Source organism: Lacinutrix sp. MEBiC02404, from assembly GCF_053601575.1.
Genome location: NZ_JBSHNV010000206.1, coordinates 336,048 through 353,771, shown reverse-complemented (window position 1 = coordinate 353,771; position 17,724 = coordinate 336,048). Strand labels below are relative to the sequence as shown.

Genomic DNA, 17,724 nt, shown 5'->3' with positions numbered 1-17,724 from the left:
AACCGTTGCATCATAATTACAAGAAGCATCCGTAAAAATTTCAATAGCTGCAGGCGCAGTAAATGTTGGCGCAATATTATCTGAAACGGTAATCGTTTGTGTTTGCGGTGTTGCAGCATTCCCACAATCGTCTGATAAAGTCCAAGTTCTAGTAATAATAAAAGAACCTTCACAAGTACCAGCGGTTACAACATCTGTAAAAGTCGCATCTAAAGTAGTATCACAATTATCAGCTTCATTGGTTACATCACCAGTTTCGCTAACCGTTGCATCATAATTACAAGAAGCATCCGTAAAAATTTCAATAGCTGCAGGCGCAGTAAATGTTGGCGCAATATTATCTGAAACGGTAATCGTTTGTGTTTGCGGTGTTGCAGCATTCCCACAATCGTCTGATAAAGCCCAAGTTCTAGTAATAATAAAAGAACCTTCACAAGCACCAGCGGTTACAACATCTGTAAAAGTCGCATCTAAAGTAGTATCACAATTATCAGCTTCATTAGTTACATCACCAGTTTCACTAACCGTTGCATCATAATTACAAGAAGCATCTGTGAAAATTTCAATAGCTGCAGGAGCAGTAAATGTTGGGTCCGTATTATCTATTATAGTAAGTAAAGCGGAAGTAGTTGTGGTATTTCCACAAGAATCCGTTGCAGTAAAGATTACGGTTGTAGATCCTGCTGCACCACATTGATTAGATGTTACTCCGTTAAAATCATTAGTCCAAGTTATAACGCAATCCCCAACAACAGATGCATTTCCAGCTGTTGTTAACCAATCATTTACAGCGATTGTATTTCCTGAACCATCACATTCGACAGAAAGGTTTGAAGCCGCACTATCTATTTCTAAAGAAGGAATAACAGTTATTACAATAGGTTCTGATATTGGGTAAGCAATACAAGGAGCTTGTTGGTATCCACTATTAAATTTTATAAAAAACGGACTTTGAGAGACCGCACCAGTACCTGTCATTATAGCACTTGATAAAGAAATAATAGGACTACAGTTTGGAGGATTAAAAGCTTCACAGTTTGTAGAAGCTTCTACTTCAAAGGATAAGGATGCTAAAACATCACTTAAGTTTGTAGCTTCTGGTAAATCACCAAACGCCCAAATAATTCCACCATTGGTACCAAAGGCTGCATCATAATAAGGTACTGCAGTAGTAGTAGCAGGTGCATTTACTTGATATTGAATACTACCAGGAACAAAAATACCAGTTTCAGGAACAGGAATTTGTATTAAAAAATTCTCTAATGCTTCATTCCCATTATTATGAATTTCAATATCAAATTGTGCCGTTTCTCCTGGATTAATGGTATAAGGTTCTGTTACAGATACATTACCATTTATATTGTTTATTGCAATTTGACCATCTAAGGAAGGAACAAAGGCATCAATGGCCATAGCAATATTAAAAATAACATAAGTATCTTGAGTAGATCCATATCTAAAACTAGTATTAGTAGCTCCGTTATCAATAATGTCATTATTTGAATTATTAATATAAAACATACTAATATCTAAACCAGTATTGTTTGTTAGATTTGGATTTCTAGTATTGCTTCCAGTTTGAATGGAAGAATTAAAAAAGTTTCCTGTTGAATTTCCTGAATGGTTTAAACGAGTCCATTCGTTATTATCAATAACGTCATCATTATCAGAGTCTTCCCATATTTCTAAGTAATCTCCAGAAATTCCTCTATCACCTTCCCCTGCAATTACTCCAAGTTTTACATTTACAGGTCCATTTTGTATGGCATTAAAACCACTAACATCTAATTGATTACTTGTTGTTTGAGAACCTACTAAATAGGCGTAACCATCAAAAACAGTAACATCTCTCCATTCCATTAAATCATTTTCATACACCACGACTAAAGCCCAACCACCATAATAACCAGTACTTCCACCATTTCCTGTAGATATTTCTACGTTTCCGGTAAAATATTGACCTGTACCATTTGCTTTTACAATATCTGTAACTTCCGCATAAGCGGCATACATATTATTATCCCCAGGGAAATATATATTATTAGCATCAGCAACAACATCTTGATAAGTGGTTTGATTTGCATGTTTAAATTTAACACTACGTTTTGCTAATGTTACAGCAGAACTAGAAGTTCTACCTGTCCAATATAAACCAGCGTATATAATGTTAGAACAATCTTCAATAGCACCATTTTCGTTACTAAAATTTAAATTAGCAGAAGAAGAATTGGTTGTGCTAGAATCCCCATCCACATCTACAGCAATCATTGTATTATTACTATTAGTAGTATTGGTACCGTAATTCTGTAGCGTTAAATTGGTGTTACCTATTAAAGTGAAATCCCCTTTAATACTATAAACCGTTTGAAGGGGCGTATCATCAGCAGTTCTTTGTGTAAAAGGAACTCTAACCTGACTGTAAAGATTATTTAAACTAAAAAAGCATAGACAAATAACTACTATTGCTTTTATTAATGGATTAGTAAATGTTTTCATAGTCTATGTTTTAAGAAGCTAATTGTTTAGTGTAATATTGTTTTACATGAATAGGTAAACAATTAATTTTTTGTAATTCACTATTATTTTCCATATCTATTTGATAGATATAGTAGATGTATTTTAAATTATCAAACTGTTTAAGTTTAGAACAATCTATAGTCTCTAAATTTAAGTTTGGTTTTAAAATTTGAATGATTATCATTTCCACCGAACTGGAGAAATCTAAGGATGCATTTAATTCTTCCATATCACTACTTGAGACACGAATTAACTTAATACCGTTTTCTTTGTTGTAGGTTTTTACTTTATTTTGCTCTAAATAAGCAACGCCAATTTCTGCCTTAGTTGCTAGATTTTTAAAATCGTCTAGAGCGTTACTTTTCATTAATTGATTATTCTCAAAATCGGAATAATCAAGTTTAACTAATTCTTGTGTAAAACCAAGTTGCGATATTAGGCTTACCACTAGTAATAAGATTACTTTTTTCATATTATAAAAATCTTAAATTCTTTAATTTATAAAAGTTATATTATATGTCATTATGTGTGGACACATACTTGTTTATAATAGTTTCCTATTTAAATTAAAATAATTATATTTAAAACAACCAAAATGTAAAGTAAGACGTTAATCTTTAGAGAGGGAAGTACATTAATTTTTTAATGTGTTTAGATTAAGTTTAATTATTAGATTTGGGTTATTAATTAATAGCTTATTAAACAAATGTACGAACGATTATATTTTATAATCAAATATTTGTGGTAAGTAACTCATAAATTCGACAAACTGAAATAGAAATACGTTTAATCGTTAAAATGTAATATTAATCGAATATATAAATGAAGAAAATAACAATAATTAGACATGCAAAATCCTCTTGGGAGCATCGCGTAACCGATTTTGAAAGGCCTTTGAAAAAGAGGGGTTTAGAAGATGCATTTTTAGTTTCCTTTTATGCAAAGAATAAGATCATTATACCAGATGTTATACTTTCTAGTGATGCAAATAGAGCAAGGTCAACTGCAGCAATTTTTATAAAAACGCTAAATTTTCAAGAGGTTGATTTTCAGACGAATAATAAGTTGTATGATTTCTCTGGAAATGATTTAATTCAAGTGATAAATAACTGTGATAATAATGTCGATCATTTAATGATTTTTGGGCATAATTTTGCAATCACATCTTTTGTAAACACTTATGGGTCTGTGCTATATGATAATGTGCCAACAAGTGGTTTGGTAAGTATTGATTTTAATATCGATACATGGCAAAATTTAGCGCCAGGAAAAACGATGTTGAAAATCTTTCCGAAGGATTTAAAATAACATAAATCTATTTCTTTTTCAACTAAAAAAAGTATTAATTCATTTATATTTGTTTAAGAAAATACTACTAAATGACCAAGCCTGAAAAATTAAATAACATTTATATTAATAGAGAAGTTAGCTGGTTACAGTTTAACGCTAGAGTTTTACAAGAAGCGGAAGATGAGGATGTTCCGTTAATTGAACGATTGCGTTTTTTAGGTATTTTTTCTAATAATTTAGACGAATTTTTTAAGGTGCGTTATGCCACTGTAAAGCGAATTGTTGAAGCAGGAAAAGAAGGTAAAAGTGAGCTTGGTGGAGTAAAAGCTACTGCTTTATTAGAAAAGATAACGCAAATAGTTATAAAGCAGCAAAGTGAGAGTTTGAAAATTTTAAATGTTATTCAAAAAAAGTTAGAATTAGAAAACATCTTTATTATTAATGAAAAACAAATTAATGAAGAACAGAAAAAATTTATTAAAAACTACTATCTTCAAAAAGTAAGCCCAGCGCTTGTAACTATAGTCCTTAACGAATTTGTTGAATTGCCTAATCTTAAGGATAGTGCAGCATATTTAGCAATAAATATGGTGCTAACAAATAATAAAAAGCAATATGCGCTTATAGAAATATCCAAAGCTATGGAGCGATTTGTAGTGCTACCAAAAAAAGAGGATAAAAATTATATTATTATGGTAGACGATTTACTTCGTTATTGTCTGGATGATATTTTTAATATTTTTGATTACAAAAGCATAACCGCGCACATGATTAAAATTACCAGAGATGGTGAGTTAGATTTAGAAAGTGATTTAAGTAAGAGTTTTATAGAAAAAATTTCAGATAGTGTTAAAGATAGACAAATTGGTGATCCGGTTAGATTTGTTTATGATAAAACGATAGACAAAGAAACACTACATTATTTTATGACCAAAATGGTTATCGAAAATACAGATAGCGTTATTCCTGGAGGTAGATATCATAACAGGCGGGATTATATGGATTTTCCTAGTTTAGGAAGAACAGATTTACTTTACGATAAAATTGAAGCTTTACCAATAAAGGGACTAAGCCTTGAAAAAAGTATTTTTAGTGAGATTGCTAAAAAAGATTATTTGCTTTATGCACCGTATCATACTTTTTCTTATATCGTTAAATTTTTACGGGAAGCAGCATTAGATCCTGCAGTAAAAACGATAAAAATTACTATTTATAGACTGGCACAAATTTCGCATGTAGCAAGTTCGTTAATCAACGCCGCAAAAAATGGAAAAAGAGTTACGGTATCTATAGAAATTAGAGCAAGATTTGATGAACAGGCAAATATAGATTATGCCGAACAAATGGAAAAAGAAGGTATTAATCTAATCTTTGGAGTTCCTGGTTTAAAAGTACACAGTAAAATGTGTGTTATAGAACGTCAAGAAAAAAATAAAATAGTTCGTTACGGATTTGTAAGTACAGGGAATTTTAATGAATCTACGGCAAGAATATATACCGATTATACCTTATTTACTACCAATCAAAAAATATTAAAAGACATCAATAAAGTGTTTAGCTTTTTTGATACCAACTATCGTGTTTTTAGATATAAGCATATAATAACATCTCCACATTATACCAAATCGGCATTTTTTAAATTAATTAACAAAGAAATAGAAAATGTAAAAGCAGGGAAGCCGGCATATATAAAGCTTAAAATGAATAGTATGTCTAGCTATAAAATGATAGATAAATTATACGAAGCTAGTCGAGCAGGAGTAAAAATTCAACTCATAATAAGAGGTCTTTGTTGTTTAATTCCTGGTAAAAAAGGAATGAGCGAAAATATTGAAGTTATTAGTATAATAGATAAGTTTTTAGAGCATACTAGATTATTTGTTTTCTGCAATGATAATGATCCTAAAGTATATATATCTTCTGCAGATTGGATGACCAGAAATATAGAAAATAGAGTAGAAGTAAGCTGTCCGATTTATGACGAAGAAATAAAACAAGAACTAATCGATACTTATAATATATGTTGGAGTGATAATGTAAAAGCGAGAATATTAAACGCGAATCAAAATAATATATACAAACGTAATGATAAGCCAAAGGTTCGAACACAATTTGAAACCTATAAGTATTACCTAAATAAGCAATAAATGTTATCTATAAAAAAATACGCAGCAATAGATATTGGTTCTAATGCCGTAAGACTATTAATAGCAAATATTATAGAAGAAAAAGGAAAAGCCCCTCGTTTTAAAAAGAGTTCTTTAGTGCGTGTGCCAATTCGTTTAGGTTCTGATGTTTTTATTAAACAAAAAATATCAAAAGAAAACACGAAGCGTATGGTAGATACTATGCAAGCTTTTAAATTACTCATGCAATCTCATAAAGTAGAAAAGTATAAAGCATGTGCAACTTCTGCAATGCGCGAAGCAGCAAATGGAGAAAAAATTGCCGCGCTTATTTTAGAGCAAACCGAATTGAAAATAGATATCATTGATGGGGAAGAAGAAGCTGCAATTATTGCCGCAACAGATTTACACGCATTTATAGATAAAAATAAAACCTATTTATATGTAGATGTTGGTGGTGGTAGTACCGAATTCACCGTTATAAAAAATGGGGAATCCGTTACTTCAAGATCCTTTAAAATTGGTACTGTACGATTGTTAAATGATATAGTAAAAAAGGAAACTTGGTATGAATTAGAACAATGGATAAAGGAAAAAACATCTGGTTATGATAAAATAGATGTTATTGGTTCTGGTGGTAACATTAATAAAATATTCAAAATCTCTGGAAAAGCATTTGGTAAACCATTAACGTATTTCTATTTAACAAGTTATTACAATATGCTGCAGACGTATTCTTATGAAGAGCGTATTACAGAACTGGATTTAAATCAAGATAGAGCAGATGTAATTATTCCTGCAACTAGAATTTATTTGTCTGCAATGAAATGGAGTGGAGCAAAAGATTTATATGTTCCAAAAATTGGATTGGCAGATGGTATCATTAAGAGTATGTATTATGACACCGTTTCTAGTAATATACAGTAGAAAATTGCTTTTTATCTTTTAAATGTTTGAATTTTAGTATTTTAATTTATATTTATCCCACATTTAATAAAACGTATAATCTAATTTATTTTTGAAGTCTCTAGTATTCAAATCTTAAATTTAATATCGGAAGACTTCAAGCTTAATTAACAATAATGGTATCCAAATGAAAAAATCAATACTAATTTTAACCCTTTTATTTAGCTCTCTTTACGGATTTTCACAAGAAAAAGATGTGCTATACGGAATAAGAGGAGGACTTAATATTTCTAATTTAGATTATGATCCAGACCCAAATTTCACCAATGAACACAGAAACGGTTTTGCTTTTGGTTTCTTTGGGGAATTTGATTTAAGTGATACAATATCCCTAATGCCAGAACTTCAATTCTCTGCCGAAGGAGCCAAAGAAAAATCAATACGTATAGATTATATTCAAGCGCCAATTCTTTTTAAATATAGAATTACAGATAAAATAGCTGCTGGAGCAGGACCTTTAGTAGGAGTAAAGATTCATGAGGAAAACGATGGATTTAAAAACTTTGCACTTTCGGGTATTATAGGAGGAGAATACATGATTACAAGTGAAATATTTGTCGATGTAAGATACAGTTATGGTTTTACGAATAAAATAGATAAAGAATCCGATTATAAAGTAAGACAAACCAATATTCAGTTTGGCGTTGGTTATAAAATTTAAATTTATTCTTTTGTAAACATTTTTATTATTACTTTCGTTCCTTTAATTTTTAATTTATAAACAATGAGAAAAAATTTACTTTTAGTAGCCTTTTTATTTACAGGATTTTTAATGCAAGCGCAAGATGTAACTTCTGGTATACGTGTGGCAGTTAACATTTCTAATTTAGATTTTGAGCCGCATCCATCATTTGAAAATGCACACAGAAACGGATTAGCAATTGGAGCTTTTGTAGATTACGCTTTTTCTGAAAAATTATCAATAATGCCAGAATTAATGTATTCTGCTGAAGGAGGAAAAGAGGAAAGCTTAAGAGCAAATTACATACAATTACCTATCACTTTACGTTACCATATTGGTGAATTATCGATAGGTGTTGGACCACAAGCAAATTTAAAGATTTGGGATTATGAAGATGGTTATAAAACTTTTACATTTTCTGGAGTTGCAGGATTACAGTATGATGTATTTGAAAACTTTTTTGTAGATGCAAGATTTAGCTACGGATTTGGAAATATTTTAGATGATAATGCTACTAATTTGGAAGCTAAAACTTCTACGATTCAAATAGGTGTTGGATTAAAAATATAAGTATAATCACATATAAAAAAAAAGCCTTCAAGATAATTCTTGAAGGCTTTTTTATTTAACCATGTATGCTTTCGCTTTTACTTAAATCTTTCATGATTTCTGCTTCGTATTCTAGCAAACCATCCCATTTTTCATCCACTTCTTTTCGGTCTCCATATTGTCTGGCAAAACCTAAAAACATCGTGTAATGATTTGCTTCACTAACCATTAAGTTTTTATAAAATAGGGCTAGTTTTTTGTCTTCTAATGCTTCCGATAGTAACCTAAAACGCTCACAACTTCTTGCTTCAATTAATGCCGCGTAAAGCAATCGGTGTACCAATTGCGTTGTTCTACTTCCGCCTTTAGGAAAGAACTTTAAAAGTGCTATTACATATTCGTCTTTTCGGTCTCTACCAAGTATCCAACCTTTTTCAAGAATGATATCATGTACCATTTTAAAATGGCTAATTTCTTCTTTTACCAAAGCCACCATTTCCTGTACCAAATCCGTATATTCTGGAAAACTTACAATCAGTGAAATTGCAGTACTTGTTGCTTTTTGTTCACAAAAAGCATGATCGGTAAGAATGTCTTCTATATTCTTTTCTACAATATTTACCCAACGTGGATCTGTTGGTAGTTTTAATCCTAGCATGTATTTTAATTAAAAGTTCTGTGCATCATTTTAACGCAAAAAAGGAAGTCCATTCTTTAGAATTTTGATAACCTCCTATTTTTAGCCAAAATTACTAATTAAATTATTGTTCTTTTCCTTTCTGTATTTTTTTATGTTTTTTTTCTGAAGATAGAGGTATTCCGCTATAATAATTTTCCTCAAATACGAAATATATTTAGTCGTATTTTGTTCTTAATATTTATTTCAACTCTAGTTTATCAATTCGATTTCCAATCGTGAAATCCTTCATTTCGGATTCCAGTTTATTAAAATCTTTTTGCTTTACTTTTTTAATTATTTCTCCGTTTTTCATTAAAAATATTGCATCGCAAGTATCGGCTAAAGTGGAAAATATATGGGAAGAAATAATCACTGTTTTTTCTAACTTTTTAAACTGTTTTATAATTTCTGTAATAATTAAATTACTTTGTATATCGACGCCATTAAAAGGTTCATCTAGAATAAATACATCATTTTCTTGTAACAATATTGCGGTGAAAGCTAACTTCTTTTTCATGCCTGTAGAATAGGTAGAAGCATATTGATTTAGTGGTAAATCAAATATATTTTTATCTTCCATATTCGATAATTTTATTTGTCTTGCGTTGGCAAGTAATTGTATGTATTCTCTTCCTGTAATTTTAGGAAAAAAGAAAGGTTCTGTCAGTAAAAGACCTAAATGATCTTTTAGATTTTTAAAGTCGGATGTTATATTTCCTTTGTAATTTTCTAGCCCAGAAATACATCTAAATAACGTTGTTTTTCCTGCGCCATTTTCTCCAACGATTCCATATATTTTCCCTTTTTCAAATTCTAAATCTAGCGTATGCAACACTTGTTTTTTTCCGTAAAACTTAGATAGCTTTTCAATTTTAATCATTTAAAACGGTATTTAATTTTTTAATAGATTGGGAATAGAAATAAGGGATAATTACGATTAGCATGGGTGGAAACATAAAACTCATTGCCATTAAAATCCCTTGTGATAGATTAATTTCATTAGGAAAATCGGAGTATTTCGCTAAAATCATTGTGGCTAAATAGGTATAACACAAAAGGAAAAATATAATTAAAATTTCTATTTCATTAAAGAATGAAATGCTCAAAGCTATTAAAATAGGTAGGCTTAAAATTGTAAAATAAGTAAAGCACGTTTTTATTTTTTTGAGTAAAAATTCTTTAGGAGATACATTAAAATTCCAAACAAAATATTCGTTTTCCATTTTAGAATAATATGAAAAACATACCATTCCAAGGAGCAGCATTGCAAATACACCAAGATTGAAATTACCAACCGATATTGTTATAAAAGTTAGTAAATAAGCGATAGGAAAAACATAAAATGTCTTTCTAAATCCAACAGTAAATTCAAAAGGGTTTTTACCAAATGGTGTCGGAATTGTGATATTAATACTAGTGTTGAATTGGAATAGTGTCATGCCAATTACCAATGCATGTAATAGCATAGAAAAAAGAAATTGCTTTTGATAAAGAAGGTAGATCGTAAAAGGCAAACAACAAATGCTGTTTTCTAAACTTCTTAAAAGTTTATATTTCGTCTTATTAAAGATAGATTTTAAAAAATCATTTCTTTTGGATGCGCTTAATCTAGAAATAAGACTTAAAGCCATTAGACCGTAAATATAATTCGCAAAAGCAGTGTTTTGGAATAGGTAGTTAGAGCATAAAATAAATATAAATACAGGGAGTGCATATCCAATTAAAAGAGGAAGGCCGAAATCGATCATTCTCCTGTTTAGCATTTTAAATTGCAGTTGTAAATATGATTTCATTAGAAGTTAATACTTATTAATTGGTATTGTTGGGAATGGTCTTTATTTTCACGATTGTCCAACTGTTGTTCTGGTTTCTAATGGGATATTATTTTCATTTATTCCTATGGTCCATTTTTCTAATAGCTCCAAACAATATTTCAATAATGGACTAGTCAATTCTTGTGTTTTTAGGAATAGCGTTATTAAACCGATGAACAATATAATCTTTTTCAAGTTATTGTATGGTTAAAGATTCCAGTGGATTGTAATCAAAACCTTCAGTTAAAAATATTTCAGAATTCAATTTGTTTAAGATGGCTATTTTTAGAATCGTATCCGGTTTAATATTTAATTAAATATAGCTGTTATTTTTGAAATTGTTTTCGAGTTTAGAAAGCCGTACTTATATTTTGGATTTTATTTGTACGCTGCTTATGCGACTAGACAAAGTGAATGTTGGCTAATTTAACAATTTAACCAGCATGTCCGTTTTCCTCGTTTCTGTCGTTTGATAAGTTTGATCTTTATTCATTAATTTGTTGAATTTCGCCATATAAAAAAGACTTTATGGGTGTTTTTAGTCCTGCTAAAAATTAAATAGTCAGTCATTTTCAACGGAAAATAACTGACTATTTGATGTTATAAATTGGCTTTTAGTGATAGAATGAAGTTTCTACCAGCACCAGAAATACCGGAACTATATGGACGATAGCGTTGGTCAGTAAGATTTTCAATCCCTGTATTAATGGTAAGAATATCTGACAATGGATACATCGCTTTAATATTTAACGTATACCAAGAAGGTGCATACGTTTCACCATTGGCATCTTTAGCATACAATTCTACCTTTGATTGCTCTCCAAAAGGTAAATCATCATGTTTGCGTTCTGCCATATAGTTTCCATAAAACTGAAGTTGTAATTTATGGACCTCATAATTTAAACGAGCAACCCCAAAAACTGGAGGAGCATGTCTAGAAGGACTTTTGGTTCCATCGTTCAATTCTTCCTCGCCAACTTGATAGTTCACATTAGCAGAAACGGTGAAACCCTCTGGTAGCTTAACTTCTGCACTAGCTTGTATGCCGTAAACTTTTGCAACAGCAGCATTTTGTATTGCTTGCACTTGGCTTAGTTCACCATTATAGATAATTTCATCCATACCATTCAACTGGAAATTTCTTTTAACCATCGCATTTTGCAATATCGTATAGTATCCCGTAAGATCAACTTTAAGGTGATTTCCAAATACTTTTGCAATTCCTAAATCGAAATTATAGGCATATTCTGCTTCCAAATCGGGATTTGGTACAGTCACACCTCCCAATTCTGAGTCAAATACTTTACCAACATCATCTACGTTTGGGGAGCGAAATGCAGTGCCAAAGTTAGCTTTAATCACCCATTTGTCTGTTGGTCGATATACACCACCAAGACTACCCGTAAGTGCAGCGTTGTTTATGCTTGCGGAACTAAATGGTAACGGATAATAAGGTAGATTTTGTGTGAAGTCCGATTTAATAGCGTAATGATTATAACGCAGACCTGCAATTGCAGTAAACTTGTCTGTAATTCTATATTCATCATTTACATAAGCGGCTATAGAAGTCCAAGTGGAAATTGGATAACGAGACGCTCCATCTGTAGTAATACCTGTTGTAATATCTGTAACGCTTCCTTTTGAGGTAACATCATCATAAACGAATTCTGTACCATAATACAAAGTGTTTTTCGCGCCTAAAGATTTTAAAAAATCAAGATTTGCAGAGTAGGCTTTTACATTTTCTACGTTTTCTGATAAATCTTTTTTGTTTAAAGTTCTATCCATTCTGCTCTCCCCAAAGTTTTGCAAGGCTAATCGAATGGTCATCTCATCATAGATTGCATTATTAGCTTTGTTAGTAATGGTTAAGTTATTCATCATCCATTTTTGCGGACCATAATACCAAAGAGCATAGCGAAGTGTTCCGTTTTTATAACGCTGATTCCTGTCATATCTGCCATAAGGAGAAGTTTCTGAATAATGAAAACCATATTGAAAATCCCATTTTTCATTGGGTTTGAACCTGATTTTTTGCATCAGATTTATTTGCGAATAACCAGAGGGACTTTGAATGAGTGGATCGGATTGTGTAACAATTTGATCTAAACTGTCTATGCGTTGTACATGTATTGGTTTTAGGTAGTCGTCCGGACCATGACTTCCCTGTTTCAAGTCATCAAAAGACCAAGAACTAAAACTGGTTACAGAAGACCATTTTTTTAGTCCTATGTTTACATCAAAATGAACTGTATTCTCTTTGTTTGCACTAGAATATCTTGTTATAGCTTTACCAGTTATAAGTGGTTTGTCTGTTAAAGATAATTGTGGCGTAAGCGTCTGAAAACTCATTACGCCACCAATTGCATCACTACCATATATTACAGAACCAGGGCCAAAGAGTACTTCGGTGCTTTCCGTTGCAAAAGGATCTAGGTTGATAACGTTTTGTAAATTTCCAGCTCTAAAAATTGCAGAATTCATACGCACACCATCCACTGTATAAATCAAACGATTAGTGGCAAAACCTCTAATCATTGGACTGCCTCCACCTTGCTGACTTTTTTGAACATAAACTTGGCCAGAAACACTTAATAAATCAGCTGCTGTTTGCGGATTTTGAAATGCAACTTCTTTCGCTGAAATAGTTGCGATTTTAGAAGGAACATTGCCAGATGTTTGCCTCCAACGGGTGGCAGAAACCACTACTTCATCCAGGTTTAAGTTAGATGGCTCGATATGAATCCAGAAATCAAAAGATTTTATTTGGGTGAAGCTAAAAACCTTGGTTTCATAGCCAAGAGCGTGAATTTGAATATTATCGGCCTCTTTAAAAGCCGAAATATCGGCCTGCCCTTTTGCATTAGTTACTATGGATGCTATGGGATTTTCACTGATCAGAAATACGCCTTCAAGTGGTTTTTCGTTTTGCTGATCTAGGATCGTTATTGTTTGCGCATAAGACATACCTATATACCCAAACAATAACCAAAAAAAATATAAATTTTTCATTGTTATTATTTTTAATTGTTTAAATAAATTAAGTGTAGTCCGTCAAGTTTTGATTTGACAGACGGAAAATGGAACTTCTATTTATTTAACTAAAGCGAGGAGGTGGTATAGGTGGTGCGTGATAAAAGGTTGAAAAACCTTCCGTATAGCTGAAATGTTTTTTTTCTTGTTTGGAAGTTATTGCTAAATGATTTTCTTGATTTTCGTGAAAAAGTTTTTTAAAAAAATCAGTCAGTTGATTTTTCTTTTCTTGTCTCTTTTGAATATTTCCAAGTACATTTGTGAGTAATCGGTCAAGTTGTTTGTTGAGTTTTGTTTCTTCATGATCCCACCAGCACCAATAATAGGTATTGTCTCCTTCAACATGCTTTTCTACAATATCATACATCTGACCTTTGAATTCAAATTCTTTAGAATGCTCCCATCTAATTTCCGTTTGGGTTTCTGCTTCTGTGAATTTCAATAAAACAAGTTCGTTCTTGTTAATTCCGGTAATCATTTTCCCTTTTACTTCACGCCTAACGCGCCTTTTCTGAAAGTGTAAAAAAGTAAATGTTGAAACAACTGGTGTAATCAAACAAAACAATAATAATATACCAGTTATTTTTCCTTTCATGAGTTACGATTAATCGGAAAGTTAGTTAAATTTATTGAAGGCATAGTATTACTCTTTTTAAAGCTTGTTTAATAGGTTGGGGTATAAGATTTTAGTAACTCTAAGCAAGGGGTTTTTCCGTTTTTGCCATTGTAATTATTCGTTTTAACGTTTGCCTTTTTTGTATGTAATTGTTTTTTATTGCATTGTGATTTTTTCTTATAATCGCTAACGTCTTTATAAACGGTACTTTTTTCTATTTAATCATTCAGATTCTTTTAAAACAGATGTGTTATTTTACTTCTTCAAATAGAATTCCTTTTTCATGAAAGTTAAATCGAAATAGCCTTTGGTTTTTCGTTTTCGGATGGATATATTTTAAAACAAGAACGGGAAATCCATTTTCATGATCCATGTTATCTAACCAAAAATCAGAAATCAAATACGTTTTTGCATCTTCTTTATTAAAAATTTTATTTTCAATTAGGAAGGCTTTATCAATGGTGTTATTAAATATTTCTTTACTGTCTTTAGATACTTTTATGTCTATTAGAATATCTCTGTAATAGGTCTTTAAATCTGTGCTGTCTTCAATAATAACACCGGTTTTCATACTCGAATAAAACTTAGTATGCATTTGATAGCCATTGCTAAATATGGTATCGGTAACGTTTTCAAAATAGGTTTTAGGAACAGTCTTAATAGGTTCTGTAAAGGTATCTAAGACTTTATTTTCTAATAAATCTTGTTGTGTTGTTCTTCGTGTTTTATCACGACCATCGCAACTAGATAGTATAATCACAACTAGTAAAAAGAGTAGTGGGAGCTTTTTTTTTAAATTAAACATCTAAATCGAAAGTTTTTCTAAGCAATTCAATATTTGGATTTTTCTCCATCAATTTCTCAAACTTATCTTTTGTGCTATACGCATATTTTTTGTCCAACTCTTCATTAACAGTAACGGCTAAAGTAATATCATAATTATTGAGTTGTTTTCTAATAAACCCTAATAAAGGATATTGTTGACGCTCTATTTCAACCTTATTTGTCGCATTCGGGTATTCCACATGTATGGTGGTTCCTTTAACTTTTGGGGTGTCTATAGATAAAATAGAAGCCAGATTATGTTGCCCGTTTTCTTCAATTTTTTTCACAAAAGCATACCAAGCTGCAATAAGATCTTCTTCCGTAAAGGCATCAGAAGGTAAGTCTTCTTCATCCAAAACAACTTCCATTTGCTTTATTTGGTGTTCTTTTTTTAGTCGGATACTTTTTAAGGAAAGTCCAGAAGACGTTTTTTTCTGTGAATTTAAAAGAATGCTTGGTGCTTTTTCAGCGGTTGGTTTTGCCGCAACAGGCTTTGGTGTATTAGCAGTTACCGTTGTATTTTCTTCTTTCTTCGGAAGAATTTTCTCTTCCACTTTAGGTCTTTGAACAGGAATTGGTATTATTCCTTTTTTTGCAAAGTAGGAAGCAGGGATTATGTAATGTTTGCTATTTTTTTTTTCTCCATCAAAAGTGATAGAGGCAAGCTGCATTAAGGTTAGTTCAACGAGTAGCCGTTGATTTTTACTACTTTTATATTTTAAGTCACAATCATTAGCGAGCTCTATTCCTTTTAGTAAAAAGTCTTGAGGTGCTTTTTTACTTTGGGCTAAGTATTTTGCTTTCGTTTGATCTCCAACTTCTAGAAGCTCTATCGTTTGTTCGTTTTTACAAACCATTAAATCCCTAAAGTGACTTGCTAATCCGGCAATATAATGATGCCCATCAAAACCTTTAGATAGCGTAGTGTTAAATTGAATTAATAATTCCGGGATCTTATTTTGTAAAATATAATCGGTACTTGTAAAATAGGTTTCGTAATCTAAAACATTTAAGTTTTCTGTTACCGCTTGACGGGTTAAGTTTTTACCAGAAAAACTAACGACTCTATCAAAAATGGAAAGCGCATCACGCATAGCTCCATCTGCTTTTTGAGCAATGATATGAAGTGCATCATCTTCTGCTTCAACACCTTGTTCTTTAGCAATGTATTTTAAATAATTCTTTGCATCTTTAACGGTAATTCTCTTAAAATCGAATATTTGACAACGCGAAAGAATCGTTGGTATTATCTTATGTTTTTCGGTAGTTGCAAGAATAAAAATACAATGCTTTGGTGGTTCTTCTAAAGTCTTTAAAAAAGCATTAAAAGCTGCTTGAGATAACATGTGTACCTCGTCAATAATATATACTTTGTATTTACCAACTTGCGGCGGAATACGTACTTGATCTGTTAAATTTCTAATATCATCTACAGAATTGTTAGAAGCTGCATCCAATTCAAAAATATTAAAAGCAAAATCTTCATCTGGTTTTTCTGTACCATCACTATTTATCATTTTGGCAAGAATACGTGCACAAGTTGTTTTACCAACACCACGAGGACCTGTAAATAATAATGCTTGCGCTAAGTGATTGTTTTCTATTGCATTTAGTAACGTATTTGTAATAGCTTGCTGACCAACAACATCTTTAAATGTTTGTGGTCTATATTTTCTAGCCGATACTACAAAGTGTTCCAATAGATAATTTTTATTTTAGCATCTTAAAATGCTAATTAATGAATAGAAGAACAAAGTTAAAAATTACAATTGAAATGGACTATTTTAGAATTAAAATTTAATAGGAGTTATTAACAAAAAGGAAGCTGAAATAACGACCTAATAAATTGCCTTTTTCCTACCTTATTGAGTCTTAGATTTGTGAATACCAAATGGAAATCGAACGAACTGTTGTAACTATAAATTTCTTGATTTAATAAATGGTTATATTTACAGTATTAAGAGGGAAGAAGTGGGCAACAATTTGAAAAACAACTATATGAGAAACTATATTTTATTTTTTGCACTTATTGGATTTTTAAAAATAGGAATTGGTTATTCTCAAGATGTTAATGTTAAAATTGGAATTAATAATGGTAATAGATTCTACAATTGATACACTTCCTGTTTTAACTACTTACCCTAATTGGAATGTAGCCTTTATTGGAAATTAAGCAACATAGAATTATAACTATCTTGAACCGATTGAATAATATAAGACTTATCTGAATTCAAACCTTCTATGTCTTTTATTTTATTAAATTCTCGCATATTAGTATCGCCCCATAAACTGAATTCAACGATTATTGGAGTTAAACGAATTCCTTTTTCTGTTAACAAATAAATATTCTCTTTTTTATTTTCAGGTATTTTCGTTTTGGATATTAATTTATAGGATTCTAATAGTTTTAATCTTGCAGACAAAATACTTGGAGCTATCCTTTCGTCCGAATCAGATATTTCTTTAAACGTCTTTTTATGTTTAATTAACATATCTCGGATAATTAATAAAGACCATTTATCACCCACAACATCTAATGCAGAAGAGATTGGACAGCCAGAGCGAAATTCTTTTTTCATTTTTAAACATTATTACTATTAATTCGATAGTAATTATTATTTTTGCTA

The 17,724-nt window shown here is 31.1% G+C and carries 14 protein-coding genes and 1 pseudogene; 5 read left to right on the top strand and 10 right to left on the bottom strand.

The window, feature by feature from the left end:
• Positions 1–2,496: pseudogene (locus ACVCXO_RS13860) on the bottom strand (hypothetical protein); the annotation flags it as partial.
• 10 nt (positions 2,497–2,506) lie between these two features.
• Positions 2,507–2,989 carry a hypothetical protein gene (locus tag ACVCXO_RS13855; RefSeq protein ID WP_452230181.1) on the bottom strand — a complete coding sequence of 161 codons (483 nt, stop codon included), beginning with the start codon at positions 2,987–2,989 and terminating at the stop codon, positions 2,507–2,509.
• Positions 2,990–3,339: 350 nt separating this feature from the next.
• On the opposite strand from ACVCXO_RS13855, the gene ACVCXO_RS13850 reads away from it, so the two are divergent.
• From ACVCXO_RS13850 to ACVCXO_RS13830, 5 genes are all read left to right on the top strand, one after another.
• Positions 3,340–3,825 carry a SixA phosphatase family protein gene (locus ACVCXO_RS13850; RefSeq protein WP_452230180.1) on the top strand — a complete coding sequence of 162 codons (486 nt, stop codon included), beginning with the start codon at positions 3,340–3,342 and terminating at the stop codon, positions 3,823–3,825.
• Positions 3,826–3,896: 71 nt separating this feature from the next.
• Positions 3,897–5,954 carry a polyphosphate kinase 1 gene (gene ppk1 / locus ACVCXO_RS13845; RefSeq protein ID WP_452230179.1) on the top strand — a complete coding sequence of 686 codons (2,058 nt, stop codon included), beginning with the start codon at positions 3,897–3,899 and terminating at the stop codon, positions 5,952–5,954.
• Positions 5,955–6,860, top strand: a complete 906-nt coding sequence (locus ACVCXO_RS13840; RefSeq protein WP_452230178.1) for a Ppx/GppA phosphatase family protein — start codon at positions 5,955–5,957, stop codon at positions 6,858–6,860.
• A 166-nt stretch (positions 6,861–7,026) separates the two neighbouring features.
• The gene (locus tag ACVCXO_RS13835) at positions 7,027–7,560 is read left to right on the top strand and encodes an outer membrane beta-barrel protein (RefSeq protein ID WP_452230177.1); all 534 of its coding nucleotides are present in this window, start codon (positions 7,027–7,029) and stop codon (positions 7,558–7,560) included.
• 63 nt (positions 7,561–7,623) lie between these two features.
• Positions 7,624–8,151 (top strand): porin family protein, encoded by a 528-nt coding sequence (locus ACVCXO_RS13830; protein WP_452230176.1) that lies wholly within the window; start codon positions 7,624–7,626, stop codon positions 8,149–8,151.
• Between the two features lie 55 nt (positions 8,152–8,206).
• Here ACVCXO_RS13830 and miaE read toward each other — a convergent pair whose 3' ends face one another.
• From miaE to ACVCXO_RS13790, 8 genes are all read right to left on the bottom strand, one after another.
• Positions 8,207–8,788, bottom strand: a complete 582-nt coding sequence (gene miaE / locus ACVCXO_RS13825) for a tRNA isopentenyl-2-thiomethyl-A-37 hydroxylase MiaE (protein WP_452230175.1) — start codon at positions 8,786–8,788, stop codon at positions 8,207–8,209.
• Between the two features lie 220 nt (positions 8,789–9,008).
• Positions 9,009–9,689 (bottom strand): ABC transporter ATP-binding protein, encoded by a 681-nt coding sequence (locus ACVCXO_RS13820; protein WP_452230174.1) that lies wholly within the window; start codon positions 9,687–9,689, stop codon positions 9,009–9,011.
• Positions 9,682–10,275, bottom strand: coding sequence for a hypothetical protein (locus tag ACVCXO_RS13815; RefSeq protein ID WP_452230173.1), 594 nt, complete (start codon positions 10,273–10,275; stop codon positions 9,682–9,684). The genes ACVCXO_RS13820 and ACVCXO_RS13815 overlap by 8 nt, the downstream gene beginning before the upstream one ends.
• Before the next feature lie 948 nt (positions 10,276–11,223).
• Positions 11,224–13,635, bottom strand: a complete 2,412-nt coding sequence (locus ACVCXO_RS13810; protein WP_452230172.1) for a TonB-dependent receptor — start codon at positions 13,633–13,635, stop codon at positions 11,224–11,226.
• A gap of 85 nt (positions 13,636–13,720) precedes the next feature.
• Positions 13,721–14,251, bottom strand: coding sequence for a hypothetical protein (locus ACVCXO_RS13805; protein ID WP_452230171.1), 531 nt, complete (start codon positions 14,249–14,251; stop codon positions 13,721–13,723).
• A gap of 271 nt (positions 14,252–14,522) precedes the next feature.
• Complete coding sequence (locus tag ACVCXO_RS13800; RefSeq protein WP_452230170.1) at positions 14,523–15,077, bottom strand: hypothetical protein; 555 nt, start codon at positions 15,075–15,077, stop codon at positions 14,523–14,525.
• Positions 15,070–16,797, bottom strand: a complete 1,728-nt coding sequence (dnaX, locus tag ACVCXO_RS13795) for a DNA polymerase III subunit gamma/tau (protein WP_452230169.1) — start codon at positions 16,795–16,797, stop codon at positions 15,070–15,072. The genes ACVCXO_RS13800 and dnaX overlap by 8 nt, the downstream gene beginning before the upstream one ends.
• A 459-nt stretch (positions 16,798–17,256) precedes the next feature.
• Complete coding sequence (locus ACVCXO_RS13790) at positions 17,257–17,676, bottom strand: winged helix-turn-helix transcriptional regulator (protein ID WP_452230168.1); 420 nt, start codon at positions 17,674–17,676, stop codon at positions 17,257–17,259.
• Between the last annotated feature and the right edge of the window lie 48 nt (positions 17,677–17,724).

Excerpts from the sequence above, each read along its gene's own strand:
- ACVCXO_RS13855 (WP_452230181.1), bottom strand. The coding sequence starts at position 2,989 with ATGAAAAAAGTAATCTTATTACTAGTGGTAAGCCTAATATCGCAACTT.
- ACVCXO_RS13850 (WP_452230180.1), top strand. The coding sequence starts at position 3,340 with ATGAAGAAAATAACAATAATTAGACATGCAAAATCCTCTTGGGAGCAT.
- ppk1 (WP_452230179.1), top strand. The coding sequence starts at position 3,897 with ATGACCAAGCCTGAAAAATTAAATAACATTTATATTAATAGAGAAGTT.
- ACVCXO_RS13840 (WP_452230178.1), top strand. The coding sequence starts at position 5,955 with ATGTTATCTATAAAAAAATACGCAGCAATAGATATTGGTTCTAATGCC.
- ACVCXO_RS13835 (WP_452230177.1), top strand. The coding sequence starts at position 7,027 with ATGAAAAAATCAATACTAATTTTAACCCTTTTATTTAGCTCTCTTTAC.
- ACVCXO_RS13830 (WP_452230176.1), top strand. The coding sequence starts at position 7,624 with ATGAGAAAAAATTTACTTTTAGTAGCCTTTTTATTTACAGGATTTTTA.
- miaE (WP_452230175.1), bottom strand. The coding sequence starts at position 8,788 with ATGCTAGGATTAAAACTACCAACAGATCCACGTTGGGTAAATATTGTA.
- ACVCXO_RS13820 (WP_452230174.1), bottom strand. The coding sequence starts at position 9,689 with ATGATTAAAATTGAAAAGCTATCTAAGTTTTACGGAAAAAAACAAGTG.
- ACVCXO_RS13815 (WP_452230173.1), bottom strand. The coding sequence starts at position 10,275 with ATGCTATTACATGCATTGGTAATTGGCATGACACTATTCCAATTCAAC.
- ACVCXO_RS13810 (WP_452230172.1), bottom strand. The coding sequence starts at position 13,635 with ATGAAAAATTTATATTTTTTTTGGTTATTGTTTGGGTATATAGGTATG.
- ACVCXO_RS13805 (WP_452230171.1), bottom strand. The coding sequence starts at position 14,251 with ATGAAAGGAAAAATAACTGGTATATTATTATTGTTTTGTTTGATTACA.
- ACVCXO_RS13800 (WP_452230170.1), bottom strand. The coding sequence starts at position 15,077 with ATGTTTAATTTAAAAAAAAAGCTCCCACTACTCTTTTTACTAGTTGTG.
- ACVCXO_RS13790 (WP_452230168.1), bottom strand. The coding sequence starts at position 17,676 with ATGAAAAAAGAATTTCGCTCTGGCTGTCCAATCTCTTCTGCATTAGAT.